Below are 25,292 nucleotides of genomic sequence, written 5' to 3' on the forward strand. Positions count from 1 at the left end.
GACCCGAGCCGAACCCCAATCCACCTGACATCCCAGAACCGCTTTGTGACGCAGAGCCTCACGAACCGCATGCCCACGCGGAGAAGGAACGACAGGTCTGGGAGACTGCTCGTCACTTATGCGCAGAGCGTGGGGACAATGGCAGAAAGGCCCGTTCACTGAGTGAGCCGGGCCTTTCTGATGGCGTCAGACGATTACTCGCTGAGCGTCGGAACCTTGCGAGGGGCCATGAAGTACATCCAGATCAGTGCAATGAAATACATCGCCGGGATCATGGTGAACAACACGTTGTAGTTGTTATTGGTGGCGGTCAGGACGGCCCCCACAATCTGAGTCATGAACATGCCACCGATGGCCGCGCACATGCCGCCAAAGCCGAAAACCGTGCTCATCATGTGCTTGGGTGTGTAATCCATCACCAGGCTCCAGATATTCGCGGTCCAGGCCTGATGCGCACCCACTGCAAGCGAGATGGCCAGTACCGCCACCCACAGACCGCTGGCGTTTGCGGCGAACACCACGCTGCAGATCGTGATGGCAAAGATCAGCATCGACACCAGACGTGCAGTGGTCGCACGCATGCCACGACCAATCAGCCAGGACGACAGGATACCGCCGCCGATGCTGCCGAAGTCAGCGGTCAGCCAGATCAGGATCAGCGGGATGCCCATCTGCGTCACGCTGATGCCCAGGTTGTATTGCTGATTGAGAAACGGCGGCAGCCAATACAGGTAGAACCAGAACACCGGTGCAGTGATCGCGTAAGCCAGCGCGAAGGCCCAGGTACCACGCATTTTCAGAATGCCGGAGAACGGCACCTTGACCGGGGTCGGTTCGACTTCCTGATTGATGTAATCCAGCTCGGTCTTGCTGACCGTCGGATGCTCTTCGGGGTTGTAGTACTTCAGGCGCCACATGATCACCCAGATCAGTCCCAGCGAACCCATCGCCACAAAGGCAGCCTGCCAGCCCCATACGGTGAGGATCAGCGGCAGCAATGCCGGGGTGAGCATGGCACCCACGTTAGTGCCGGCGTTGAAGATGCCGGTTGCCACTGCTCGTTCACCCGCCGGGAACCACAGCCGGGTGGTCTTTACACAGGCGGGGTAGTTGGCCGCCTCGGTCAGGCCCAGGATGAACCGGCAGACCATGAAGCCCACCGCGGAAGTGGCAAGGCCATGAGCACCGGTCGCCAGGCTCCACAACAGCACCGCGAGGAAGAACGCGCGCTTGACGCCGACCTTGTCGATGAAACGGCCTTGCAGCACGAAGCCCACCGCATAACCGACCTGAAACCAGAAGTTGATGTTGGCGTAGTCCATCGCCGTCCAGCTCATTTCCTTGGCAAGGATGGGCTGCATGACGCCAAGCGCAGCCCGATCGATGTAGTTCAGCGTAGTGGCGAAGAACACCAGGGCGAGCATGCCCCAGCGCGTCTTGCCCACGGCGAGCGCGCCGCGAATCTTTTCGCCCATCCCGGCACGGGCGGCCTGGGCGACTGGGTTGGTCTGGGTGTTAAGCATGATGTTCTAACCATCCGTTCCAGGACTGTGCTGCTGGCAACAGTCGGACTGAGAAGTCCACTCGATGCAGGCGTTGTGCAGGTAAAGTGAAGTCGTAGAACCGTGATTCGACTGGCCTGGTGACTCAGGTTCCCATCGAGACGATCCGTCGGGCCGACAATTTACAGGTTGGGCCGCGCAAGTGTGTTGGAATGTTTCAGGCGACGCGTACCTGGATCAGGCTTTTGGCCGGATGAGTTCGTCGAACATGACGTCTGGTAAGACGGACGGGGGAGCGGGCGAGCAAAGCGAGAAGGGTGCACATGAGCAATGTTCCTGTTTTTTGAATTGTTATGGGTTGCTGCTGATGAAGCAAAAGATCAAACCGTTTGACTGCGGGTCTATCCTGCAATGTGATGCTGATGTTGCGCATTGCGAGATACAGCGTCAATTGAGTAAAACGGCTTTTGTTCGATAATCGAACGTAAAACTAACCGGTTCGTACACTTTATGTTGCTGTAGTATTTTGACAGGCAAATACTTTACTCGCACCTCTGAATAAGGCCGGGAAAGGCCAGGAATGCGGTGCTGTCCAGTCGCGCCCGGAACAGGTCGCGCTCATCCAGGAGCTGAAAAGCATGCAGCGTTCAATTGCTACCGTATCCTTGAGCGGTACTCTGCCCGAAAAGCTCGAAGCTATCGCCGCAGCCGGCTTTGACGGCGTCGAGATTTTTGAAAACGACTTGTTGTATTACGATGGTAGCCCACGCAACGTCAGGCAGATGTGTGCCGATCTGGGCATCGCCATCACCCTGTTCCAGCCGTTCCGCGATTTCGAAGGCTGCCGCCGTGACCGCCTGCAGCGCAATCTCGACCGTGCCGAACGCAAATTCGATCTGATGCAGGAACTGGGCACCGATCTGGTGCTGGTGTGCAGCAATGCATCCGCTGATTCAGTGGGTGATGAAAACGTGCTGCTGGATGACCTGAGCCTGTTGGCCGAGCGTGCCGGTGCCCGCAATCTGCGTGTCGGTTATGAGGCGCTGGCCTGGGGCAAGCATGTGAACACCTGGCAACAGGTCTGGAACCTGGTGCGTCAGATCGACCATCCGGCATTGGGTGTGTTGCTCGACAGTTTTCATACCCTGTCGCTGAAAGGTGATCCGAGTGCGATTGAGCAGATACCGGGTGACAAGATTTTCTTCGTACAAATGGCCGACGCACCGATTCTGGCGATGGATGTGCTGGAGTGGAGCCGCCATTTTCGCTGCTTCCCCGGTCAGGGGGAGTTCGATCTCGCCGGCTTCCTCGCACCAATCCTGCGCAGCGGCTATGACGGTCCGTTATCGCTGGAGGTGTTCAACGATGGCTTCCGTGCCGCGCCGACTCGCGCCAATGCTGAAGACGGCTTGCGTTCGCTGCTCTATCTCGAAGAAAAAACCCGTCAGTTGATGGCACGCGACGCGTCTGCCGCAGCTCCCGAGATTCTGTTCAATCCGCCGTCTGCCAGCACCTACAACGGCGTCGAGTTCCTCGAGTTCGCGGTCGACGAGAGCCACGGTGCTCGTCTGTCGGGCTGGCTGCAACGGCTGGGCTTCGCCAGGCTGGGTCAGCACCGGTCCAAGGCGGTCAGTCTGCTGGGGCAGGGCGACATCAAGATTGTACTCAACGCCGAACCCTATTCGTTTGCCCACAGTTTTTTCGAGGCGCATGGGCCTTCATTGTGCGCCACCGCTTTGCGCGTCGACGATGGTCATCAGTCGCTGGAGCGTGCGCGTGCATTCAAGGGCCAGCCGTATCGTGGACTGGTCGGCCCTAATGAGCGGGAGATTCCATCGGTCCGCGCGCCCGACGGCAGCCTGATCTATCTGGTTGACAAAGCCGCGCCTGGAGAATCGATTTACGACAGCGACTTTGTCGTCGATCCGCAAGCGGTTGCCAAGGGCGGTTTGCAGCGCATCGATCACATGGCCATGGCGCTGCCAGCCGACAGCCTGGACAGCTGGGTACTGTTCTACAAAAGCATTCTCGATTTCGAGGCTGACGACGAAGTGGTATTGCCCGACCCGTACGGTCTGGTCAAGAGCCGTGCGCTGCGCAGTCGTTGCAGCACTGTGCGCCTGCCGCTGAATATTTCCGAAAATCGCAACACCGCCATTTCCCATGCGCTGTCGAGCTACCGCGGTTCCGGGGTGCACCACATCGCGTTTTCCTGTGAAGACATCTTTGCCGAAGTCAGTCGCGCGAAGGAAGCTGGCGTGCCATTGCTGGACATCCCGCTCAACTATTACGACGACCTGGCAGCCCGCTTTGATTTCGACGAGGAGTTTCTCAGCGAACTGGCTTATTACAACGTGCTCTATGACCGCGACGCGCAAGGCGGTGAGCTGTTCCATGTCTACACCGATGCTTTTGACGGACGCTTCTTCTTCGAGATTCTGCAACGCAAGAATGGCTACGTAGGGTATGGCGCGGCCAACGTGCCGGTTCGTCTGGCCGCGATGGCCAAGGCGCGCAATGTGGCGGCGCGTCAGGCGCGACTGTAGCGCCAGCTGACGGCAGAGCAGCCGCGAGGGGTTCTCGTCCCTCGCAGCTTCCCTCCATCTGCGGTCGGCTTCATACTTCGCGTATCACCCGTGGTCATGAGCCAATAATGAAAACAATCGACTCCGCCGTTGCCGTTGAACCTGCCTCTGTCGTGCCCGATGTGGTTCCCAAGGGGCGCAAGAACAATCCGGAAAAGACCCGCGAGGATATTCTTCAGGCAGCCGTCGCCGAATTCGTCGCTCATGGCCTGTCGGGAGCGCGTGTCGATGCCATTGCCGAGCGCACCAAGACCTCGAAACGGATGATTTATTACTACTTCGGCAGTAAGGAGCAGCTGTACGTCGAGGTGCTGGAAAAACTCTACGGCGCCATTCGCAATACCGAGGCCGAGTTGAATCTGGGCGAACTCGAGCCTGTCGAGGCAATTCATCGGGTGGTTGAATTCACCTTCGATCACCACGATAGCAACGTCGATTTCGTCCGCATCGTGTGCATCGAAAACATCCATTACGGCGAGAATGTCAAACAGTCAGACTCGATCCAGGCCAAAAGCCAGAACATCATCAAGGCGCTCGACGGCATTCTGCGTCGCGGTGAGGCCAGTGGCCTGTTCCGCGATGGCGTCCATCCTGTGGACCTGCACCTGATGATCAGTTCGTTCTGCTTCTACCGAATCTCCAACCGCCATACCTTCAGTGAAATCTTCCAGATCGAGCTGTGGAGCGAGGAGGTCAAGCAGCGTCACAAAGCGATGATCTGCGACGCTGTATTGCGGTATCTCAAGCGCTGAGGCTCACAGGGTGTGGAAGTGCGCCATCATGCGTTCGGCATCGGCGCTCCGGCCACTGAACAGTTCAAAGGCCTTCACCGCCTGAAACACGGCCATGGTGCTGCCATCCAGGGTTCGGCAGCCCAGTGCACGAGCCTGCTTGAGCAGTTCGGTTTCCAGTGGGAAGTAAATGATTTCCGCGACCCACAGCTCTGACCGCAGCAACTCGACCGGCAGCGGCGTGCCCGGCAGTTTGGCCATGCCGACCGGCGTGGTGTTGACCAGCCCGTCGGCCCGGGCCATTGCTGCCGCCAGGTCCTGGCCCACTTGTGCTCTTGCGGCACCGAAGTGAGCATTGAGATTGTCCACCAACCCCTGAGCGCGTTGCGGCTCGACTTCGAATACCGTAAGGCATTCGACGCCTGCGGCCAATAACGCATGCGCTACGGCAGCGCCAGCGCCGCCTGCCCCCATTTGCACCACATGGCGGCGTGGCGCCTTGTCCAGTCCACGCTGGAAGCCCTCGGCAAAGCCCAGGCAATCAGTGTTGTGACCGATGCGCTTACCATCCTTGAAGACCACAGTATTTACCGCGCCGATACCGCGCGCTTCATCGGACAGCTCGTCCAGCAAAGGGATGACTGCCTGCTTGCAGGGAAACGTAATATTCAAGCCGGTGAAACCGCACGCTCGAGCGCCTTCAAGCAGTCTTGGCAGGGCGCTGGTGTCCAGTTGCAGGGCGTCGATATCGATCAGCCTATACAGATAGCGTATACCCTGTGCATCGCCTTCGTGCTCGTGCATGGCTGGGGTCCGCGAGGCCTGGATGCCCGAGCCGATAAGACCGGCGAGGACGGATGTATTTTCAGCATGAGTCATAGGATACGTCTCTTGTTTTTGTGCCACTGCCCGGTCCAGGGCAGGTGTTGAGCGGAATGTACCAGATGGTTAATAGTGCCGCAGGTGGCAGGTGATTGCTATGCAGCGATGTTGTGCGGTGATCGCCCTAATCAGGGATAATCCACGGCCAGCCGCTTCAGATCAGCCAGAGTTCACGCCGCACATGTCCGATTCCGTTTTCAATGCTGCACAGCAACAAGCCAGCACGCTGTACCTGCCGCCGGGCGCGTGGGCCACTGTGCTCGATTGCCTGTGTGCGAAATTCACCGCTATTAGCCGCGAACAATGGCTGGATCGTATTGCCCGCGGGCGGGTGCTGGACGAAAACGGCAAGCCCGTAGCGCCAGACCTCGCATATCGGGAGGGCCTGCGCATTCACTATTTCCGTGAGGTGCCCAATGAAACGCCTATTCCGGTGCTCGAAACGATCCTCTACGCTGACGATCATCTGGTAGTGGCTGACAAACCGCACTTTTTGCCCGTGACACCCGCAGGCGAGTACGTCGAGCAGACGTTGCTGCGCCGTTTGATCCATCGTCTGGGCAACGCCGATCTGGTGCCGCTGCACCGCATCGACCGGCACACCGCCGGGCTGGTGCTGTTTTCAGCCAACCGTCAGATGCGCTCGGCTTATCAGGCACTGTTTCCTGCCCGACAGATCGACAAGTTCTACGAAGCCATCGCGCCGGCGCTGCCGGGGCTGACGTTTCCGCGCTTGCACGAGAGCCGTCTGGTCGAAGGCGAGCCGTTCTTTCGCATGCAGGAAGGCGCAGGCACCAGCAATACCCGCACGCAGATCGAGGTACTCGAACGGCAGGATAACTTGTGGCGATACGGGCTCTATCCGGTGACCGGCAAGAAGCATCAGTTACGTGTGCACATGGCGGCACTGGGCGCTGGGATCTGCAACGACCCGTTCTATCCGGACGTGGTAAAAGACCCTGTCGACGATTATCAAAACCCTCTTAAGCTGCTGGCCAAGAGCTTGCGCTTCGTCGACCCGCTCAATGGCCAACAGCGTCACTTCGAAAGCCTGCTCAAGCTTGACTGGTAAGCCGTAGATAATGAGCTGGCAGGCCAAAAAAAACCCGCACTCGGCGGGTTTTTTCAATCAGTCACGTTACGCCCGGATCACAGATCCTTGACGGTACGTACCTGATCCTTGTTGATGCGGGTCTGCTTGCCGTCGAGCTGTTTGAACTCGTAGAAGCCCGACTCTTCATCGTACTTCGGCGTATCGACAGCCTGGATTTCACGACCATCGTTCAAGGTGATCACAGTGGGCGATGCGCAGCCGGCGAGGGAGGCAATGCTCAATGCAAGCAGGAAGGCAGCGGGAAGGGTCCGTTGTTTCATTACTGTGTCTCCAGATGGATTCTTGATTTACTGAACTCTCAGACGGATACACCGTCGGCAAAGTTCCGTATACACCCGCAGCAAGTTCAATAGCCAGCTACTTGCTATGGTTTCTCGCTGATCCCGGTCAACAGACAGGGGGTGTTCAGGTTGGCCAGACGCGGATCGCCTGCTTCCAGCTGCAGGGCAACTGGCTGCAGCGGTTCCAGGGCCCGTCTCGGGCTGCGTTCGCCGGCCTGCCACGCGGCTTCCAGCGTTGCAGCGTGAGCGGTGGGGATCATACATAAAAGCGGCTGCCAGTGCTGGCCTTCGCGCACCATTATTGGTCGTTCCGGGTGCTCACGGGCTTTTTCGCGCAGTGCTTGCAGCAACGGCTCGTCGACCAAAGGCACGTCGCAAGGCAGGATCAGCAGCCACTGATGCCGGGCGCGCGGCAGGGCGGCGCGAATTCCGGCCAGAGGGCCATTGAATTCGCTATCGTGGTCCTGCACCAACTGATCGGCGTATTGTGCATAGCGCTCGATATTGCGGTTGCAGGAAATGATCAGGTCGTCAGTCAGCGGCCGGGTCAGCCGGTGCAGGTGCTCGATCAGCGCCGAGCCCTGCCATTCGATCAGTCCTTTGTCACGTCCGCCCATCCGCTGCCCGCGGCCTCCGGCCAGCAGCAGAATCGAGCAGGGAGGCAGCGTGGCAGGAACAATCATCGAACACTCGTCGGGCAGTCAAAAGGAGTGCTGTGATATAACACCGGCCTGTTTCCTTAACAACTGGATGAGGCCATGAAAGCCAAGGCTGACACACCTTTCGTACCCCTGAATATCGCCGTGCTGACCGTCAGCGATACCCGTACCCGTGAAACCGATACCTCGGGCCAGATGTTCGTCGACCGCCTGACCGAGGCCGGTCATGGTCTGATCGAACGCGTGCTGCTCAAGGATGACCTGTACAACATCCGCGCTCAGGTAGCGACCTGGATTGCCAACGATGAGGTGCAAGTCGTGCTGATCACTGGCGGCACGGGCTTTACCGGTCGTGACAGCACGCCGGAAGCCGTGGCATGTCTGCTGGACAAGCAGGTCGATGGTTTCGGTGAGCTGTTCCGGCAGATTTCTGTGCCGGACATCGGCACGTCGACCATTCAGTCACGCGCGCTGGCAGGCCTGTCCAACGGCACCCTGGTGTGCTGCCTGCCGGGCTCCACCAATGCGGTGCGTACTGCCTGGGACGGTATTCTCGCTCAGCAACTGGATTCGCGTTTCCGGCCCTGCAACTTCGTGCCGCACCTCAAGCAGGCCGAGCCCTGTGCGACCCGTGGTTGAGTGCTCATGAACAACGAGCCGAAAACCCTGTTGCCTGTTGAAGAAGCCATCGCGCGACTGTTGGCGATGGCTGACGCTACACAGATCAATGATCGCCAGCGGGTTCCGCTGGCCGATGCCGAAGGTCGCGTGTTGGCGGTGGACCTGGTCTCCACGCTGGATCTGCCGCCCTGGCCGAACAGTGCCATGGATGGTTATGCCTTGCGCGTGTCGGATTGGAACGGCGAGCCGCTGACCGTCAGTCAGCGCATCTTTGCTGGACAGGCTCCCGAGCCACTGGCCCCCGGCTCCTGTGCACGTATCTTCACCGGCGCGCCGATGCCGGAAGGCGCCGATTGCGTTGAAATGCAGGAAAACGCCGAGGTGCTGGCGGATCAGCGAGTGCGCTTCAACGAACCGCTGAACGTCGGGCAGAACATTCGCCCGCAGGGGCAGGAAACCCGGGTCGGCGATACGGTGCTGGCGGCCGGTACACGGCTGGGTCCTGTCGAGCTGGGCCTGGCCGCATCGCTGGGGCTGGCCGAGCTTGAAGTGATCCGTCGCGTGCGGGTCGCGGTGTTATCCACGGGCGATGAATTGATCGAGCCCGGCCAGCCACTGGGACCTGGACAGATCTATAACAGCAACCGCGTTTTACTGTGCAGCTGGCTGAAGCGGCTCGAATGCGAGGTCGTGGATGCCGGCATTCTGCCGGACGATCTGCCGAAGACTCGCATTGCGCTGGCGAATCTGCACGATGTCGATCTGATCCTTTCCACCGGTGGTGTGTCGGTGGGCGAAGCGGATTTCCTCGGTCACGCTTTGCGCGAAGAAGGCGAGCTGACGCTCTGGAAGCTGGCAATCAAGCCAGGCAAGCCGCTGACCTTCGGGCATTTTCGTGGCGTGCCGGTGATCGGGCTGCCCGGCAATCCTGCGTCCACGCTGGTTACCTTCGCTCTGCTGGCGCGTGCTTACCTGCTGCGCCGTCAGGGCGTGATCGACGTCGCGCCGTTGCAGTTTCCGGTGCCCGCCGGGTTCGTCTGGATGCGTCCGGGCAATCGTCGCGAATACCTGCGCGGACGTCTTGAGCAGGGTCGGGCCGTGGTCTATCGCAACCAGAGTTCCGGCGTGTTGCGCAGCGCCGCGTGGGCTGATGGCCTGATTGAGGTGCGCGAAGGCACAACCGTGGCCGAAGGGGACTGGGTCACCTTCATCCCGTTGAGTGAAGTGCTGGGCTGAGTGCATTCGAATGGTGGGACGGGTACGCATAAGCTACTCTCAACAACGCTGACAAGTTGGGCAACCGGACTTCGCCCTGGAGTATTGTTATGGCGCCATTGAGAGTGGCTTGTGTGATCCCGACCTACAACGGACGCAAGGATCTGGAGCGTCTGCTGGATTCACTGGCTACGCAGACTGCGAACTTCGATACGCTGATTGTGGACTCCAGTTCTTCGGATGGCACGCTGGAACTGGCGCAAGCCCGCTGTGCCAATGTGATGCGCATCGACAGCAAGGACTTCAACCACGGCGGCACCCGGCAGATGATGATCGATCTGCATCCCGACTATGACGTCTATGTCTATCTGACCCAGGACGCTTACGTTGAAGACATCAACGCCATTGCCAATATTCTGCTGCCTTTCGCCGACCCGAAGGTAGGTGCAGTGTGCGGGCGGCAACTGCCTCACAAGGATGCCAACCTGCTGGCCCAGCATGCGCGGTTGTTCAATTATCCGCCGACGTCGCAGATCAAGACGCTGAACGATGCCGGTACGCTGGGCATCAAGACCCCCTTCATGTCCAACTCGTTCGCGGCCTATCGGGGTGACGCGTTGCGGGCAATTGGTGGCTTTCCCCGGCATGTGATTCTTTCCGAAGACATGTACGTCACTGCCAAAATGCTGATCGATGGCTGGAAGGCGGCCTACGAAGGTTCGGCTGTATGCCGTCATTCGCACAACTACAGCCTGCGCGAAGAATTTTGCCGTTACTTCGATATCGGTGTGTTCCAGTCCCGTGAGGCGTGGATCTATGAAACCTTCGGCGGTATCGGCGGGGAGGGGATGCGTTACGTCAAGTCCGAGTTGAAATTCCTCGGGCCTCGGCGAATTCTCTGGTGGCCCATGTCGTTCGTGCGTAATGCGCTGAAGCTGCTGGCCTACAAGTTGAGCAAACAGGAAAAGCGCCTGCCCCGGTCCTTGAAGAAAAAACTCGGGATGTACAAGCGTTATTGGGACAGTCCTTACGCCTGATGTGCGCCGGACGCTAGGCGCCCGGCGCGAGCAGGTCAGCTTTTCGCAGCCTCTTCGTCGAGACGGTCGGCCTCGAACAGTTGCGCGAGATCCGCTCTGGCCTCGCGGGCCGTCTGCAGGACCTTGGCGTCGTCGTCATACACCTCGTGCTGAGCGGCCAGTACCTGTTCATCGTGCCGTTTGAAGCGACTGATGCGCGCATCGGCCTGCGTTTCGCTGAGACCCAGACCCATGAGGGTCTGACGGCTCATTTCCAGGCTTGAATAGAACGTCTCTCGAACGGCATGAGCGCCGATGTCCATGAGTCGATGAACGTGCTGGCGGTTACGTGCACGGGCGATGATTTTCATGTGGGGGTACAGCTTGCGGATCAGCTCGGCGGTTTTGATGTTGGTGTCCGGGTCATCCGTTGCGATGACAAAGTATTCCGCTTCATCAACTTTGGCTGCACGGAGTATTTCCGGGCGTAGCGGATCACCATAGAACACCGGGACATTGCCGAAGCTGCGCGAGAACTCGATCGATTCCACTGCAGTATCCAGAGCGATGAAGGGGATCTTCTGCGCCCGCAGGATCCGCGCGACGATCTGCCCCATACGGCCCATCCCTGCGATGACCACTCGCGGTTTGTCGGTCTGGATGTCGCGGTACTCATCCGGTACATCGACAGGCTTGACCCTGGGTTTTATCCAGCGCGCCAGAACAATGAACAGCAGTGGCGTGATTGCCATCGACAGCGTGATGGTCAACACCAGCATGTCGTAAAGCCCCACTTCGAACAGCCCCTGCGCGCTGCCGATCTTGAACACCACAAAGGCAAATTCGCCACCTGCGGCTAGCACCAGACCTAACTGCAGCGCGCTGCGGTTATTGAGGCCGCCAGCGGTGCGACCGATCAGGAACAGCATCGGCAGTTTGATTCCGATCAACAGCAGCGTCAGGCCCAGCACTGCCAGAGGCGAGCTGAGTAGCAGTCCGACATTGGCACCCATGCCGACACTGATGAAGAACAGACCCAGCAGCAACCCTTTGAACGGTTCTATCTGTGCTTCCAGCTCATGGCGGTACTCGGAATCAGCCAGCAACAGGCCTGCAAGAAAAGCGCCCAGCGCCATGGAAACGCCTACCTGTTCCATCAGCCATGCCGTACCAATCACCACCAGCAAGGCAGTGGCGGTCGAGACTTCCTGGATCCTGGTCTTGGCAACGATACGAAACACCGGACGCAGCAAATAGCGTCCGCCGATCACCACGATGGCAATGCTGCCCAGCACGCGCAGACCGTGGTTGATACTTTCGCCGGTGTCCATCGCGTGATCGGCTCCGGCCAGGAACGGCACCATGGCAATCAGCGGGATCGCCGCAATGTCCTGAAACAGCAGGATGGCAAAGGCCATTCTGCCGTGTGGGCTGTTCAACTGCTTGCGCTCCGCAAGGCTCTGCAGGCCAAAGGCGGTGGACGACAGCGCCAGGCCGAGACCCAGAATAACCGCCGTGTTCAGCGACTGGCCGAAGGCAAACAGCGCAACCCCGCCAATGACCAGGCCCGTCAGCAACACCTGCGCCATGCCTACGCCGAACACCGATTTGCGCATGACCCACAAGCGCTTGGGCGAAAGCTCCAGGCCAATGATGAACAGCAGCAACACCACGCCCAGTTCGGAAATGTGACTGACGCTCTCCGTGTCGCCTATCAACCCCAGCACCGAAGGGCCGATGATCACACCCGCGAACAGATAACCGATCACCGCGCCCAGCTTCAGACGCTTGGCCAGCGGTACCGTCAACACGGCGGCAAGCAGAAATACTACTGCGGCCTGCAGCAGGCTGCCTTCATGGGGCATGTAAAACTCCTTGGTAATAATTGAACACACTGTTTAAGCAGGGCGTTATTAAAGCACGGGAGTTTTACACGGCAACGTTCATCGCGGCATGACAATAATCAACGCGGTTGATGGAGCGCGCGAAGGACGGATGCGCAGGAGGGTAGCAGGGCAGGCTGACGATGCCATTCGTCGCGCATCGGCGTAAACTATGCGCGCAAACAGGCAGTGCAAACTGCCCGCTCATGAGCATTCAGGAAACCGTTATGACCAACAAGCAGCGTTTGATTTACTCGATTCTGATCGCCCTCGGCGTTCTGGCGATCATGCTGGGCTTGTCGCACCTGCAAAACAGTGGTGCCATCACTGAAAAGACCTTTCAGTACATCGCCATCAGCGTGGCCGTTCTGGTCGTGATCCTCAACGGGATCATGCGTCGCAAGGTCAAGCGATAAGCGTTGAAGATGGCAGGGGGTGAAGAAGCCGATTTCATTGGGCGCGATCTTTACCCGCTTCACCAAGCCATTCCTGTGCGCGAGGATGCAGGCTGTAGGTTTTATCGTCATTAAGGTGAATCACACCTTCATCACACAGACGCTTCAGCACCTCGCGCACGCTCAGAAACGAGAGGGGCACATCAAGCCTGAGCAACTGGCTGTGCACGCCTCGCACTCCTAATGGCTGGCCTTCTTCGCTTGAGACCAGAAGCGCATCAAGCACCTTGAGTCTGACCAGGCTGGTGCGCAGCCCAAAGCTTTTCAGGAGCAGCCGGATGTGCTCGTTTCCAGGCCTTTCTGTCTCCAGGGCCGGTGACTCTGCCTGCGCAGCCAGTGCTGTTTGCCGCAGCAGTGTGCGAGTCGTGACTCCTTGGCGATTGAACATCCGCAAACTCCTTTTCAGGCTTTTTTAAACACTCTCAATTACTAAGACGAACGAGCGCCGTAAAACCTCAGCTATCAATAGAAAAAAATACAAAGTCCAACGCGCGCAGGATCACCGCAACGTTGTGCGTGTTCAGGTTAGATGAAGATGAGCCGGTCGCGAGGGTGATTGATCCGGCTACCGGTGGATGCAAAATCGCATTGCGTCAGCCGGGTGCGCCAGCGCGCTCAGCCTTTCGGGGCGTCGGATATCCGGCGGTTGAGCACCGGGTTGCCGTTCTGGTTCTGCGTCACATAGACCGGCAGCACTCGGGGCAGAGAAGCCAGCAGGTTTGCCAGGTCACGCGTGTTGAAACTGCCACCCAGGCGCATGGTGCCGGTTGCGTTGTCTGCCAGCAGAATAGGCGTCTTCAGGTAACGATTGATTAGCGGCAGCGCCTGACTGAGCGGCAGATCGTTGAAGATCAGCTTGCCGTTGCGCCACGCAAGGCTCGTGTCTTTTGCCTCGGTATGACTGATCAAGGGCGCGTCGTCACCCGACTTGTAGCTGGCCTGCATGCCAGGATCAAGCGTGTGACTTGAAGAGGGATGTGCCCGATCACTGTTGACCTGAACCGAGCCTTCGACCAGCGTCACGCGTACCTGATCCTGATACATCCACACATTGAAGCGTGTGCCCGTGACCTTGATGCTGCCCTCGCCGGCGTCGACCACGAAAGGGTGCGTGCTGTCGTGGCTGACCTCGAAAAAAGCTTCGCCCTTTTTCAGCGTGACGTTGCGTCGATCCCTGTAGTTGGCGTAGGTCAGCTCGGTACCCAGATTCAGCTCGGCGCGACTGCCATCTGCCAATACGACCAGACGTGTGGCGGTATCGGCGTTGTAGGTCTCGTAGGTGTCCGGCAGCCAACCCTGATTCCAGCCGACATATCCGGCCACCGGTATCGCCAGGGCAATGACGGCTGCGGCGGTTGCGAGCGGTGCCCAGCGACGCGTGCGGCGCGGACCTGACGGGGTGTTCAGTGCAGCCCGAGGCGGCAGTTCAGGCAGCGGATTGAGCGGTTCGATCTGCCCGGTGATGTCCCACACTTCGCGCATCGCCTCATATTCCACTGCATGCAGCGGATGGGCCTTCAGCCATTGCTCGAACGCTTTTCGTTCTGCGGCCGTGCAGTCCTCGGCATGCAGGCGCATGCACCAATGCGCAGCGGCATCGGTGATCGCGTCGTGTTCTGCCTTGCTGAAAAGAGGGTCGCTCATGGGCGCTCCGGCCTATACCGTTTTTGCATTCTACCCTTTGATTTCAGGCAGAGAGAACATTTGCAGGCCATTACCCATCAACGTGCCGCGTATTTCCTTGTGAATGCAAGCTGCTCTCATTGAAATTGCCTGCGACAATCAAGTAAGTGTAATGCTCCGGGAGTGTCTTTGCAGGATCTGTGGCGCTACTCTCGAAGCCTGCCATTTTTCCGATGCCTTGCCATGCACAGGAGCCTCAGATGCGCGCCACCCCCATCAATCAGCCGACCCGGACTATTTCCTGCCAGGAAATGACAGATTTGTTGCGGCAAATCTTCCTGGCACATGGCACCTCTCCGGAGGTGGCCGACGTCCTTGCCGAGAACTGCGCAAACGCTCAGCGTGACGGCTCGCACAGTCATGGCATCTTCCGCATCCCCGGTTATGTCTCATCGCTCTCCAGCGGCTGGGTAGACGGCAAGGCAGTGCCGCTGGTCGAGGATGTCGGCGCTGCGTTTGTCCGGGTCGACGCCGCCAACGGTTTTGCCCAGCCAGCGCTGGCGGCGGCCCGATCATTGCTGATAGACAAGGCGCGCAGTGCCGGGATCGCGATTCTGGCGATACGCAACTCTCACCATTTCGCCGCGTTATGGCCGGATGTCGAACCGTTCGCCAGGCAGGGGCTGGTTGCACTCAGTATGGTCAACAGCATGACCTGCGTTGTGCCTCATGGTGCGCGTCAGCCCTTGTTCGGCACTAACCCGATTGCCTTCGCCTCACCGCGACAAGAGGGTGAACCTTTGGTATTCGACCTGGCAACCAGCGCCATTGCCCATGGTGATGTACAGATCGCAGCGCGCGAAGGGCGATTGTTGCCGGCAGGGACGGGGGTCGATCGCGACGGTCAGCCGACTGAAGACCCTCGCGCCATTCTCGATGGCGGGGCTCTGGTGCCCTTCGGCGGTCATAAGGGCTCGGCCTTATCGATGATGGTCGAGCTGCTGGCTGCGGCGTTGACGGGTGGTCATTTTTCGTTCGAGTTCGACTGGCACCAGTACCCTGGTGCGCAGACGCCCTGGACCGGCCAACTGTTGATCGTCATCGATCCGGATAAAGGCAGCGGTCAGCAGTTCGCACAGCGTAGCGAGGAGCTGGTACGGCAGCTCCGCGGGGCAGGGCAGGAGCGCTTGCCGGGGGATCGCCGTTACCTCGAGCGCGCACGGTCGATGGCGCACGGTATAGAGATCACCCAGGCTGACCTGGAGCGCTTGCAGGGTCTTGCGGGCCATTGAGGCATTTACAAATTCGCTGACCATTCGTCGCCGTCAGTCTTGTATCGGTGCCCGGTTCTAAATACTGTATGCATGAACAGTAAAGAGCCAATGAGGTCTGTCATGTCCCTTGAATCAATGCAAAAGTCAGTGCAGAGCCCGGTTGCCCAGCAGCATCGTACTCTCTCCACGGTCAATGAAATGCAACGTGAGGATTTTCTCAGACTGGCGGCGGGTCTGCGTCAGTTCAATGCCTACGAGCCGGAGGTATCGATATCCATCGTGGCAGCCCGCGCGGGTGGCGAATACCGGCAGGCCGGCGCGATGGAATAGTGAGAGTCGTTATCGGGCAGGGCACGTCTCGGGTTGCTTATGAGTATACGTAACGTATATGCTTCATATATTCAATGTGAGGTGAACCATGGGCCTGGTAAAAATTTCCGAAAACATGCACGCCAACCTGCGTTCTGCCAGCGTTGCACTCAGTCGCTCCATCAATGCGCAGGCTGAGCACTGGATGCGGATCGGTATGCTCGCCGAGTTGCACCCGGCACTGGATTACAGCGAGATCTGCCAGATGCTGATCCGTGTCGAAAATGCCGGTGAAACTGTGCTAACCGCGTCGAATTTCAACGTCTCGGAGCTATCTGTCTCAAGCGTTTCCAAGGCGGCCTTATGAGTAGCGCAACCGGTATCAAGACCGAACAGGATCTCGTGCAGTTGCGCATAGCTGGCCGGCTCGCTGCCGACGTACTTGCGATGATCACGCCTTACGTCAAGGCGGGCGTCAGCACCGAAGCGCTCGACGATATCTGCAACGAATACATCGTCAAAGAGCTGAAAGTGATTCCTGCCAATGTGGGGTATCACGGTTTTACCAAGACCACCTGCATCTCTCCCAATGCGGTCGTCTGTCATGGCATACCCTCTGCCACCGATATTCTGAAAGAGGGTGATATCGTCAATATCGATGTCGCGGTCATCAAGGATGGCTGGTACGGCGACACCAGCCGTATGTATTTGGTCGGAGAAGTCAGCCCTCTGGCCCGGCGACTTGTCGAGACCACCTATGAGGCAACCCGCGCCGGCATCCACGCCGTGCGCCCGGGTGCGACGCTGGGTGATATCGGTTATGCCATTCAGAGCGTCGCTCATCGTGAAGGCTTCAGTGTGGTGCGTGAATATTGCGGACACGGTATCGGCCGCAAATACCATGAAGAGCCTCAGGTTCTGCACTACGGCACGCAGGGCAAAGGTCTCAGGCTGAAGCCGGGCATGGTGTTCACCATCGAGCCGATGATCAATGCGGGGAGGGCCGGTACTCGTACCCTGCCAGACGGCTGGACTGTCCTGACCAGCGACCTTTCATTGTCTGCACAATGGGAGCATATGGTCGCAGTCACCTCGACAGGTTTCGAGCTGTTGACGCCCTGGCCTGATGGGACGGGTGATTATCCCGCCATCTAGCTATAGATGATCTGGTGATGTGTGTGCATGAAAAATGGCCTCTTCGGAAAGTCATTTTTCATGAAAGGCGATGGTTCAGTCCTGGAGCGAAGACCTTTTCCAGTGCACTTTCGTCACGCCAAAGCGTTCGGCTTTCAATGTCGCCATCGCTATCGGGCCAGCAGACACATTGCCACTCACCGTCCCGACACCCGCATGCAGCGTCGCACAGTGCAGTGCGTCGCTTTGGCAGAGTTGCCGGGTCTTGTGCAGGAAGCATCGAAGTTCGCCATTGAACTGATAGTGAATTTCAAATTCCGTTTGGTGATTCATCTTCCCTGCCCGCGTGCATGACGTTATGCCATGAAGAGTGTGATTATTCTTACTGTGTATGCACCGGGATATCACCCGATCACGCCAGTGTTTTCAGAGCGTAGAACGAAAATAGCGTCGGTTCGAGGCTAGGTTAACAGTTGTCCGATGAGTGGTTTTCACTTCATTCGAACGCGTGAATGGATGATCGGACGATCATCCAAACGAAGTTATTTCTGTCCTGAAATAAGCCTCACTTACACGACTTGAGGTCAACAGGGCCTACGAAATCGTTACCGCGGCCCATGACGCAGGCGACTTGCTGATTACGCTGGCGCTCCCATGTCTGGGGAGGATAGGTTTTGTCCCAGGCCTGATAAAGCTGTTGATCCTGGCGCGAAAGACGCAAGTTGTATTGCTTGCTCATGTAGAAGTAGGTGCGTGCGATCATGCCGCGTATCGACGGGCGAGGCATGACCTTTTTGGCTTTGAAGTCTACCTGCGTCAGGCACGAACCATATTGGCCCTTTTGCTCGGGTATCCAGCCAAAACTGAAGTTGCTGCGGTCGCCATTGACCTCTCCGATGCTGGGCACCAGATTGTGCAGGTCGGCCTCGGCACGTTTATAAACGGCGTCCGTCTTTGTGCAGTTTTTGCGTCCACCGTGCTGCCAGCATTGGCGTAGGTGGCCGATCTGCCAGGCCGGAACGATATGCTCCCATTCGATGCGGCTGGCGCGCTTGGCACTCTTGCGCGGGACATAGCCGCAGCCAGCGAGGTCGACCCGGTTGCCGGTGTATTTGCAGCCGCAGTAAAATTCGGTCGACTGTGGCGCATACAAACCCCATGCGACTCTCTTGGCTTCGCTGAAGGTACGCGGGGCTTCGGCCTGGGCGGTGAATGAAGCGGTGATGAGCAGGGTAGTGCAAAGCAGTGCAGAAAATCGAAACGTCATGCCGTCAGTCTTCCTTCGGCAACGTCCAGAATATTTGCACGCCACCATCGTCGCGCCAGGCGAGGGTGACATTATCGTTCTCGGCTATTTCTTCAAGGAGCTGTGCCCAGTCGTCCTCTGACTCGTCCGGTTGACGAAAAAGCAGGGCGGCTCTGGACTTCTGTGCGGTAGGCGAGTTGATGATCTTCTGTACCCGCATGCCCATGCGCTCGTAAGGGCCGGGAATGGAAGCAGTCGCTGCGGTTTGTTTGGCCACGGAAAGGGTTCCTGATTTTAGCTGTACGGGCATACAGTATTTCACTGTCGGATCTTTCGCAACATCTATGTAAGATAAAGCGCTTCAAGTGGCACATTATTTTCTTGAAAACCAACCTTCCCGGAGTTGCATATGAACATCAAGCCACTGGCATTCCCGTTACTGGTCGCAGCCGCGGTACTGTTGTCAGGCTGCTCTACCCCCTCGGTCGTTACTCTGCAGAATGGTACGCAGTACGTTACCAAAGACATGCCCAGGACCAAGACGCGTGATGGTTTCTACGAGTTCGAGGATATCTCTGGCAAGACGGTCCGGATCAAGGCTGACGAAGTGGCCACCGTCAGGCCGGAGGAGTGAAATCCGACTGGCCGTATGATGCCTGTTCCCTGCACGCAGGTAACAGGCACTACGCGTAGATTTTCATTTTCGACGGATTGACAAAGCCTGTAGCTTTTTCCATAGTTCGCTCCTCGCAAACGTTTGCGCGTCGATGCTTTGTATCGACCCTGCGTCGTTCGCCCGAACAATAATCACAAGATCGGATATGAACTCATGAAGCTGCCATTTGCTGGACGCCTTCTCGCTGTCGCCATGTTTGCTGCCGTTACGGCAGTCATGCCCCTCTCTGCTGCCTACGCCCAGACGCCTGAAAAACCCAAGGTCGCACTGGTCATGAAGTCGCTGTCCAACGAGTTTTTCCTGACCATGGAAGACGGTGCCAAGACTTATCAAAAAGAGCATGCCAACGAATTTGACCTGATCTCCAACGGGATCAAGGACGAGTCCGACACTTCCGCCCAGATTCGTATCGTCGAGCAGATGATCGTCTCCAGAGTCGACGCTCTGGTGATCGCGCCAGCGGATTCCAAGGCCCTGGTGCCGGTGCTCAAGAAAGCTGCAGACGCAGGTATCAAGGTCGTCAACATCGACAACCAGCTCGATCCTGATGTGCTTAAAAGCAAAAACCTGCTGATCCCGTTCGTGGGGCCGGACAATCGCAAGGGGGCCGAGCTGGTAGGCGACTATCTGGCCAAACAGCTAAAGGCCGGTGACGAAGTCGGCATCATCGAAGGCGTGCCGACCACTACCAACGCTCAGCAACGTACCGCCGGTTTCAAGGACGCCATGGACAAGGCGCAGATGAAGGTTGTGTCCGTGCAGTCCGGCAACTGGGAAATCGACAAGGGCAACGCCGTCGCTTCGGCGATGCTCAATGAATACCCGAACCTGAAAGCCTTGCTGGCCGGTAACGACAGCATGGCGCTGGGAGCGGTTTCCGCAGTGCGTGCAGCAGGCAAGGCTGGCAAGGTCATGGTGGTGGGTTACGACAACATCAACGCGATCAAGCCGATGCTCAAGGACGGCCGCGTTCTCGCCACGGCCGATCAGTATGCGGCCAGGCAAGCGGTGTTCGGCATTGAAGCCGCGCTCAAGGAAGTCAAAGGCGAGAAGGTCGACACCAACGACAAGGGCGTGATCGAAACACCGGTAGAGCTCGTTACCAAACCTTGAACCACGCCGTGTAAAGGTGCCCGTCCGCAGAGGGCGGGCACTGGGAGAAATGTATGTCAGCGTCTGCTCAGACAGCTGTTCTTTCGGTCAGTGGCATCGGTAAAACCTACGCTCAACCCGTGCTTGGCGACGTCGATCTGACGTTGATGCGCGGTGAAGTGCTGGCCCTGACCGGGGAAAACGGTGCTGGTAAAAGCACCTTGTCGAAAATAATTGGCGGGCTGGTGACGCCTACTACCGGGCGCATGGAGTTTCAGGGTCGGCCATATGAGCCTGCGAGTCGCACCCAGGCCGAAAAACTCGGTATCCGCATGGTCATGCAGGAGCTGAACCTGTTACCGACCCTGACCGTTGCCGAAAACCTGTTTCTTGACGACCTGCCGCGGCGCGCTGGCTGGATCGACCGTAAACGCCTGCGTGAAAACGCAATCAAGGCAATGGCTCAAGTAGGTCTGGACGCCATCGATCCTGACACGCTGGTCGGTGAGTTGGGCATCGGTCATCAGCAGATGGTCGAGATCGCTCGCAATCTGGTCGGCGACTGCCATGTGCTGATCCTCGACGAGCCGACAGCCATGCTCACCTCCCGCGAGGTGGAAATGCTCTTTGAGCAGATCACTCGATTGCAGGCCCGTGGCGTTTCGATCATCTACATATCCCACCGGCTTGAAGAGCTTGCCAGAGTCTCTCAGCGCATCGCTGTGCTGCGCGATGGCAAACTGGTGTGCGTCGAGCCGATTGCTCGTTACAACAGCGAGCAACTGGTGACCTTGATGGTCGGCCGTGAACTTGGCGAACACATGGACATGGGGGCCCGGCAGATTGGTGACGTGGCGCTTTCAGTCAAGGGGCTCAGTCGTGCCGGCAAGGTTCAGGATGTTTCGTTTGATGTGCGACGTGGCGAAATTTTCGGTATTTCCGGGCTGATCGGTGCCGGGCGCACCGAGTTGCTGCGCCTGATCTACGGCGCAGACGTTGCCGACAGTGGTGCTATTGAAGTGGGGAGGCCGCTGCAACCTGTCAGCATCCGCTCGCCGGCGGACGCTGTGGAGCATGGCATTGCTCTGATCACGGAGGACCGCAAGGGCGAGGGCCTGCTGATGTCGCAATCAATCAGCGCCAACATCGCGCTGGGCAACATGCATTCGATCTCCAAAGCAGGCGTGGTCAATACCGACGACGAACACAAGCTGGCGCAGCGGCAGGTCGCTGCCATGCGTATTCGCAGTTCCAGTCCCGGTCAATTGGTCTCCGAGCTGTCAGGCGGCAACCAGCAGAAGGTTGTGATCGGTCGCTGGCTGGAGCGTGATTGCCCGGTGATGCTGTTCGACGAACCGACGCGAGGCATCGACGTCGGTGCCAAATTCGATATCTACACGCTGCTGGCCGAATTGACCCGTCAGGGCAGGGCCCTGGTAGTGGTGTCCAGTGATCTTCGCGAACTGATGTTGATCTGCGACCGGATCGGCGTGCTGTCTGCCGGTCGGCTGATCGATACGTTTGAGCGTGACAGCTGGACCCAGGACCAATTGCTTGCCGCTGCCTTCGCCGGTTATCAGAAACGTGATGCGCTGCTCAATGACGCCGCGCCCAGGAACGACTCATGAAAAATACTCCTTCTCCGACACTGACAGTGCCGGTCCGTCGCGGCGGCAATTACTTCGGTCTTGGTACTTACCTCGGGCTGGCGGGTGCGTTGCTGGTGATGATCGTGCTGTTTTCATTGCTCAGCGACCATTTCCTGTCCTATCAGACATTCAGCATGCTGGCCAACCAGATCCCGGACCTGATGGTCTTGTCGGTCGGTATGACGCTGATTCTCATCATTGGCGGTATCGATCTGTCAGTCGGGTCTGTGCTGGCGCTGGCTGCTTCGGCCGTGAGTGTGGCAATTCTGGGATGGGGCTGGAGCGTGTTTCCGGCTGCGTTGCTGGGCATCGCCTGTGCGACGCTGGCGGGCACCATTACCGGCTCCATCACCGTGTCTTGGCGCATTCCTTCGTTCATCGTGTCGCTAGGTGTGCTGGAGATGGCTCGTGGCGCGGCCTACCAGATGACTAATTCGCGCACGGCTTACATCGGTGATTCGTTCGCATGGCTGTCCGACCCGATCGCGTTCGGCATTGCGCCGTCTTTTATCATTGCGTTGCTGGTCATATTCGTCGCCCAGGCAGTGCTGACCCGCACCGTTTTCGGTCGCTACCTGATCGGCATCGGCACCAATGAAGAGGCCGTACGTCTGGCGGGTATCAATCCCAAACCCTACAAGATTCTGGTGTTTTCACTGATGGGGCTGTTGGCCGGCGTGGCGGCGCTGTTTCAGATTTCCCGACTGGAGGCTGCCGACCCGAATGCCGGTGCCGGGCTGGAGCTGCAAGTCATTGCCGCAGTCGTCATCGGTGGCACCAGCCTGATGGGCGGGCGCGGTTCGATCATCAGCACCTTTTTCGGGGTGTTGATCATCTCGGTGCTCGCGGCAGGCCTGGCGCAGATCGGCGCGACCGAGCCGACCAAGCGCATCATCACCGGTGCCGTTATCGTCATTGCTGTGATACTGGACACCTATCGCAGCCATCGGGCACGGCGCCAGGGCTGATATGGCGACCATCAAGGATGTGGCCGCGCTGGCGGGGATCTCATACACCACGGTCTCCCACGTGCTGAACAAGACCCGGCCGGTGAGCGAGCCGGTCAGGCTCAAGGTCGAAGCCGCCATTGCCCAGCTCGATTACGTGCCCAGCGCAGTGGCGCGCTCGCTGAAAGCCAAGACTACGTCGACCATCGGCCTGTTGATTCCCAATGGCATGAACCCCTATTTCGCCGAGCTGGCGAGGGGCATCGAAGACTACTGCGAGCGCAACGGTTTTTGCGTGATCCTCTGCAACTCCGACGATAACCCGGACAAACAGCGCAGCTACCTGCGTGTCTTGCTTGAAAAGCGCGTCGACGGGCTGATTGTTTCGTCTGTGGCAGGTGATGCCAGCGTTGCCTGTGGCCTGACCGAGGTGCGTACGCCGCTGGTAATCGTTGACCGCGAGTTGCAGGGCCTTGAAGCCGATATGGTACGCATCGATCATGAGCAAGGCGCCTGGCTGGCAACCCGACATTTGCTCGACCTAGGGCATCGCCACATCGCCTGCATTGGCGGGCCACGCGAGAGCATGGTTGCCGAAATGCGCCTGGCCGGTTACCGGCGCGCCATGCAGCAGGCTTCGATAGAGGTCGCTGCCGGTTGGGCGGTGCACAGCGAATTTACCAGTTCAGCTGGCCACGAGGCTGCGGGGCTGCTGCTTGCCGGGCATGCACCGACAGCGATCTTTGCCGGCAACGATGTCATTGCCATCGGTGTGCTGCGCGCTGCAGCCGAGCGCTCGATTCGCGTACCACAGGATCTCTCGGTGATCGGTTTTGATGATATCCAGATGAGCCGCTATGTGTATCCGGCCCTTACCACTGTGGGGCAATCGATCATGCAATTGGGCGAAACCGCCGCTGAAATGCTGTTAGGCAGAATCGCCGCACCTCATGCACTTCCTGTCGAAAAAAGACTCGTGACGCCCTGCGTCGTGGTGCGCGAGTCCACGGCAGCGCCGAACACTTTGTCCAACGAATGACGCGCACGCACAGCAACGGATTAATGAGCCATGCAAGCAAAAGTAGTGATAGTGGGCAGTCTGAACATGGACCTGGTCATCCGCGCCCAGCGTCTGCCGCGCCCGGGAGAAACGTTGAGCGGGGAAACATTCGACACGGTGCCTGGCGGTAAAGGGGCCAATCAGGCGGTTGCCGCAGCGCGTCTGGGCGCCCGCGTGGCAATGATCGGCTGTGTGGGTGCCGATGCCTACGGGGAGCAATTGCGCGCAGCGCTGCTGGCCGAGGGTATCGACTGCCAGGCCGTGACGGTCGTAGAGGGAGTGCCTACCGGGATTGCCTCGATTGTGGTCGACGCCAGCAGTCAGAATGCCATTGTTATTGTTGCGGGCGGCAATGGCTGCCTCAGCCCGACGCTGATCGAGCGCTTTGATGCGCTGCTGGCGGATTCAGACATCGTCATCTGTCAGCTTGAAGTGCCGACCGACACAGTCTTTCACACCCTGGCCCGTGCTCGTGCGCTGGGCAAGACCGTCATCCTCAATCCTGCTCCGGCCGGCGAGCCCTTGCCGGCAAACTGGTATGGCCTGATTGATTACCTGATCCCCAATGAAAGCGAAGCGCAGACCCTGACCGGCGTGACCGTCGACTCCTCGGTTGCGGCTGAAAAGGCGGCAGCCGCGATGCTGGCGGCCGGGGCGCGCAACGTGATCATTACCCTTGGCGAGCGCGGAACCCTGTTCGCCAGTGCTGCTGGCGTGGAGCACATTCCTGCGCGTCGCGTACAAGCCGTGGACACCACCGCCGCAGGTGATACCTTTGTCGGCGGTTTTGCCGCAGCGCTGGCTGGCGGTCAAAGTGAATTGCAGGCAATTCGTTTCGGCCAGGCTGCCGCTGCCATCTCCGTCACCCGGGCAGGTGCGCAGCCGTCCATCCCTGCATTCGAGGAAGTACAGGAATTCAATTCGCTATGAAAAAGACGCCGTTACTCAATATTGCCTTGTCCCGCGTGATTGCTTCGCTGGGCCACGGCGACATCCTGATGATCGTCGACGCGGGAATGCCAGTGCCGGCAGGCGTCGAACTGATCGACCTGGCACTCACCCGTGGCGTGCCGGATTTCATCAGTGTGCTGGATGTCGTGCTGAGTGAAATGCAGGTTGAAAGTCATGTGCTCGCCAGCGAAATGGCCGAGATCAAGCCGCCTGCATTGCAGGTTATCGAAAGTCTGAACCTCGATGATCAATTGGGTCAGCAGCGCTGGATAAGCCATGAAGACCTGAAAGTCCTGAGCCGCAAGGCCAAGGCAATCATCCGTACCGGAGAATGTCAGCCGTACAGTAATGTGGCGCTGGTGTCCGGAGTTGTGTTCTAGCTATTCA

At 58.5% G+C, this 25,292-nt stretch carries 28 protein-coding genes; 18 read left to right on the top strand and 10 right to left on the bottom strand.

Annotated features, from left to right (window positions below):
* Window positions 1–194 precede the first annotated feature (194 nt).
* The gene (locus tag ALO80_RS08400; protein ID WP_054984075.1) at window positions 195–1,523 is read right to left on the bottom strand and encodes an MFS transporter; all 1,329 of its coding nucleotides are present in this window, start codon (window positions 1,521–1,523) and stop codon (window positions 195–197) included.
* A gap of 617 nt (window positions 1,524–2,140) precedes the next feature.
* On the opposite strand from ALO80_RS08400, the gene quiC reads away from it, so the two are divergent.
* Window positions 2,141–4,048 (top strand): 3-dehydroshikimate dehydratase QuiC, encoded by a 1,908-nt coding sequence (gene quiC / locus ALO80_RS08405; RefSeq protein WP_055008644.1) that lies wholly within the window; start codon window positions 2,141–2,143, stop codon window positions 4,046–4,048.
* A 107-nt stretch (window positions 4,049–4,155) separates the two neighbouring features.
* A complete protein-coding gene (locus tag ALO80_RS08410) occupies window positions 4,156–4,839 on the top strand; it encodes a TetR/AcrR family transcriptional regulator (RefSeq protein ID WP_054984072.1) in 684 nt (227 codons plus the stop codon).
* A gap of 3 nt (window positions 4,840–4,842) precedes the next feature.
* Here ALO80_RS08410 and ALO80_RS08415 read toward each other — a convergent pair whose 3' ends face one another.
* Window positions 4,843–5,697, bottom strand: a complete 855-nt coding sequence (locus ALO80_RS08415; protein WP_055008645.1) for a shikimate dehydrogenase — start codon at window positions 5,695–5,697, stop codon at window positions 4,843–4,845.
* Window positions 5,698–5,881: 184 nt separating this feature from the next.
* Between ALO80_RS08415 and ALO80_RS08420 the strand changes: the two genes are divergently transcribed.
* Window positions 5,882–6,772: a pseudouridine synthase gene (locus ALO80_RS08420; protein ID WP_055008646.1), complete on the top strand. Its 891-nt coding sequence runs from the start codon at window positions 5,882–5,884 to the stop codon at window positions 6,770–6,772.
* Window positions 6,773–6,849: 77 nt separating this feature from the next.
* On the opposite strand, the gene ALO80_RS08425 is transcribed toward ALO80_RS08420, so the two are convergent.
* Complete coding sequence (locus ALO80_RS08425) at window positions 6,850–7,074, bottom strand: YgdI/YgdR family lipoprotein (RefSeq protein WP_002553129.1); 225 nt, start codon at window positions 7,072–7,074, stop codon at window positions 6,850–6,852.
* 104 nt (window positions 7,075–7,178) lie between these two features.
* Window positions 7,179–7,778, bottom strand: a complete 600-nt coding sequence (mobA, locus tag ALO80_RS08430) for a molybdenum cofactor guanylyltransferase MobA (protein ID WP_055008647.1) — start codon at window positions 7,776–7,778, stop codon at window positions 7,179–7,181.
* Between the two features lie 75 nt (window positions 7,779–7,853).
* Between mobA and moaB the strand changes: the two genes are divergently transcribed.
* The 3 genes from moaB (at window position 7,854) to ALO80_RS08445 (ending at window position 10,627) form a co-directional block, all read left to right on the top strand.
* Window positions 7,854–8,393, top strand: coding sequence for a molybdenum cofactor biosynthesis protein B (moaB, locus tag ALO80_RS08435; RefSeq protein WP_055008648.1), 540 nt, complete (start codon window positions 7,854–7,856; stop codon window positions 8,391–8,393).
* A 6-nt stretch (window positions 8,394–8,399) separates the two neighbouring features.
* Window positions 8,400–9,611, top strand: a complete 1,212-nt coding sequence (locus ALO80_RS08440) for a molybdopterin molybdotransferase MoeA (RefSeq protein ID WP_055008649.1) — start codon at window positions 8,400–8,402, stop codon at window positions 9,609–9,611.
* Between the two features lie 89 nt (window positions 9,612–9,700).
* A complete protein-coding gene (locus tag ALO80_RS08445) occupies window positions 9,701–10,627 on the top strand; it encodes a glycosyltransferase (protein ID WP_055008650.1) in 927 nt (308 codons plus the stop codon).
* 35 nt (window positions 10,628–10,662) lie between these two features.
* Here the strand turns inward: ALO80_RS08445 and ALO80_RS08450 are convergent, their stop codons facing one another.
* Window positions 10,663–12,471 (bottom strand): monovalent cation:proton antiporter-2 (CPA2) family protein, encoded by a 1,809-nt coding sequence (locus ALO80_RS08450; RefSeq protein WP_055008651.1) that lies wholly within the window; start codon window positions 12,469–12,471, stop codon window positions 10,663–10,665.
* A gap of 245 nt (window positions 12,472–12,716) precedes the next feature.
* Here ALO80_RS08450 and ALO80_RS08455 point away from each other — a divergent pair, with 245 nt between their 5' ends.
* Window positions 12,717–12,905 carry a hypothetical protein gene (locus tag ALO80_RS08455; RefSeq protein ID WP_003393013.1) on the top strand — a complete coding sequence of 63 codons (189 nt, stop codon included), beginning with the start codon at window positions 12,717–12,719 and terminating at the stop codon, window positions 12,903–12,905.
* A 34-nt stretch (window positions 12,906–12,939) separates the two neighbouring features.
* Here ALO80_RS08455 and ALO80_RS08460 read toward each other — a convergent pair whose 3' ends face one another.
* Together ALO80_RS08460 and ALO80_RS08465 are read right to left on the bottom strand one after the other, a co-directional pair.
* On the bottom strand, window positions 12,940–13,332 hold the full coding sequence (locus ALO80_RS08460; RefSeq protein WP_055006733.1) for a hypothetical protein: 393 nt from the start codon (window positions 13,330–13,332) through the stop codon (window positions 12,940–12,942).
* Window positions 13,333–13,559: 227 nt separating this feature from the next.
* Window positions 13,560–14,588 (bottom strand): FecR family protein, encoded by a 1,029-nt coding sequence (locus ALO80_RS08465; RefSeq protein ID WP_055008652.1) that lies wholly within the window; start codon window positions 14,586–14,588, stop codon window positions 13,560–13,562.
* A 239-nt stretch (window positions 14,589–14,827) separates the two neighbouring features.
* On the opposite strand from ALO80_RS08465, the gene ALO80_RS08470 reads away from it, so the two are divergent.
* The 4 genes from ALO80_RS08470 (at window position 14,828) to map (ending at window position 17,305) form a co-directional block, all read left to right on the top strand.
* Window positions 14,828–15,859, top strand: a complete 1,032-nt coding sequence (locus ALO80_RS08470; RefSeq protein WP_055008653.1) for an Ldh family oxidoreductase — start codon at window positions 14,828–14,830, stop codon at window positions 15,857–15,859.
* A 102-nt stretch (window positions 15,860–15,961) separates the two neighbouring features.
* Complete coding sequence (locus ALO80_RS08475; protein WP_054984061.1) at window positions 15,962–16,171, top strand: hypothetical protein; 210 nt, start codon at window positions 15,962–15,964, stop codon at window positions 16,169–16,171.
* Between the two features lie 88 nt (window positions 16,172–16,259).
* A complete protein-coding gene (locus ALO80_RS08480; RefSeq protein ID WP_055008654.1) occupies window positions 16,260–16,517 on the top strand; it encodes a ParD-like family protein in 258 nt (85 codons plus the stop codon).
* A complete protein-coding gene (gene map / locus ALO80_RS08485; protein ID WP_055008655.1) occupies window positions 16,514–17,305 on the top strand; it encodes a type I methionyl aminopeptidase in 792 nt (263 codons plus the stop codon). Before ALO80_RS08480 ends, map begins: the two co-directional genes overlap by 4 nt.
* Window positions 17,306–17,380: 75 nt before the next feature.
* Here map and ALO80_RS31575 read toward each other — a convergent pair whose 3' ends face one another.
* From ALO80_RS31575 to ALO80_RS08500, 3 genes are all read right to left on the bottom strand, one after another.
* A complete protein-coding gene (locus ALO80_RS31575) occupies window positions 17,381–17,617 on the bottom strand; it encodes a DUF6555 family protein (protein ID WP_061447412.1) in 237 nt (78 codons plus the stop codon).
* Between the two features lie 232 nt (window positions 17,618–17,849).
* Window positions 17,850–18,551 carry an endonuclease gene (locus tag ALO80_RS08495; RefSeq protein ID WP_055008657.1) on the bottom strand — a complete coding sequence of 234 codons (702 nt, stop codon included), beginning with the start codon at window positions 18,549–18,551 and terminating at the stop codon, window positions 17,850–17,852.
* A 4-nt stretch (window positions 18,552–18,555) separates the two neighbouring features.
* Window positions 18,556–18,807 carry a DUF1654 domain-containing protein gene (locus ALO80_RS08500; RefSeq protein ID WP_082427560.1) on the bottom strand — a complete coding sequence of 84 codons (252 nt, stop codon included), beginning with the start codon at window positions 18,805–18,807 and terminating at the stop codon, window positions 18,556–18,558.
* Between the two features lie 132 nt (window positions 18,808–18,939).
* On the opposite strand from ALO80_RS08500, the gene ALO80_RS08505 reads away from it, so the two are divergent.
* The 7 genes from ALO80_RS08505 to rbsD all read left to right on the top strand — a co-directional run bounded on the left by ALO80_RS08505 (window position 18,940) and on the right by rbsD (window position 25,285).
* A complete protein-coding gene (locus tag ALO80_RS08505; protein WP_054984056.1) occupies window positions 18,940–19,164 on the top strand; it encodes a YgdI/YgdR family lipoprotein in 225 nt (74 codons plus the stop codon).
* A 234-nt stretch (window positions 19,165–19,398) separates the two neighbouring features.
* Complete coding sequence (locus ALO80_RS08510; RefSeq protein ID WP_375233046.1) at window positions 19,399–20,319, top strand: sugar ABC transporter substrate-binding protein; 921 nt, start codon at window positions 19,399–19,401, stop codon at window positions 20,317–20,319.
* A gap of 53 nt (window positions 20,320–20,372) precedes the next feature.
* Window positions 20,373–21,926 carry a sugar ABC transporter ATP-binding protein gene (locus ALO80_RS08515; protein WP_055008659.1) on the top strand — a complete coding sequence of 518 codons (1,554 nt, stop codon included), beginning with the start codon at window positions 20,373–20,375 and terminating at the stop codon, window positions 21,924–21,926.
* Window positions 21,923–22,915: an ABC transporter permease gene (locus ALO80_RS08520; RefSeq protein WP_055008660.1), complete on the top strand. Its 993-nt coding sequence runs from the start codon at window positions 21,923–21,925 to the stop codon at window positions 22,913–22,915. The genes ALO80_RS08515 and ALO80_RS08520 overlap by 4 nt, the downstream gene beginning before the upstream one ends.
* A gap of 1 nt (window position 22,916) precedes the next feature.
* A complete protein-coding gene (locus tag ALO80_RS08525; protein WP_055008661.1) occupies window positions 22,917–23,933 on the top strand; it encodes a LacI family DNA-binding transcriptional regulator in 1,017 nt (338 codons plus the stop codon).
* Between the two features lie 30 nt (window positions 23,934–23,963).
* Window positions 23,964–24,884, top strand: a complete 921-nt coding sequence (gene rbsK, locus ALO80_RS08530; protein ID WP_055008662.1) for a ribokinase — start codon at window positions 23,964–23,966, stop codon at window positions 24,882–24,884.
* On the top strand, window positions 24,881–25,285 hold the full coding sequence (gene rbsD, locus ALO80_RS08535; protein WP_055008663.1) for a D-ribose pyranase: 405 nt from the start codon (window positions 24,881–24,883) through the stop codon (window positions 25,283–25,285). The genes rbsK and rbsD overlap by 4 nt, the downstream gene beginning before the upstream one ends.
* Window positions 25,286–25,292: the final 7 nt, after the last annotated feature.

This window comes from Pseudomonas caricapapayae, assembly GCF_001400735.1.
GTDB lineage: Bacteria > Pseudomonadota > Gammaproteobacteria > Pseudomonadales > Pseudomonadaceae > Aquipseudomonas > Aquipseudomonas caricapapayae.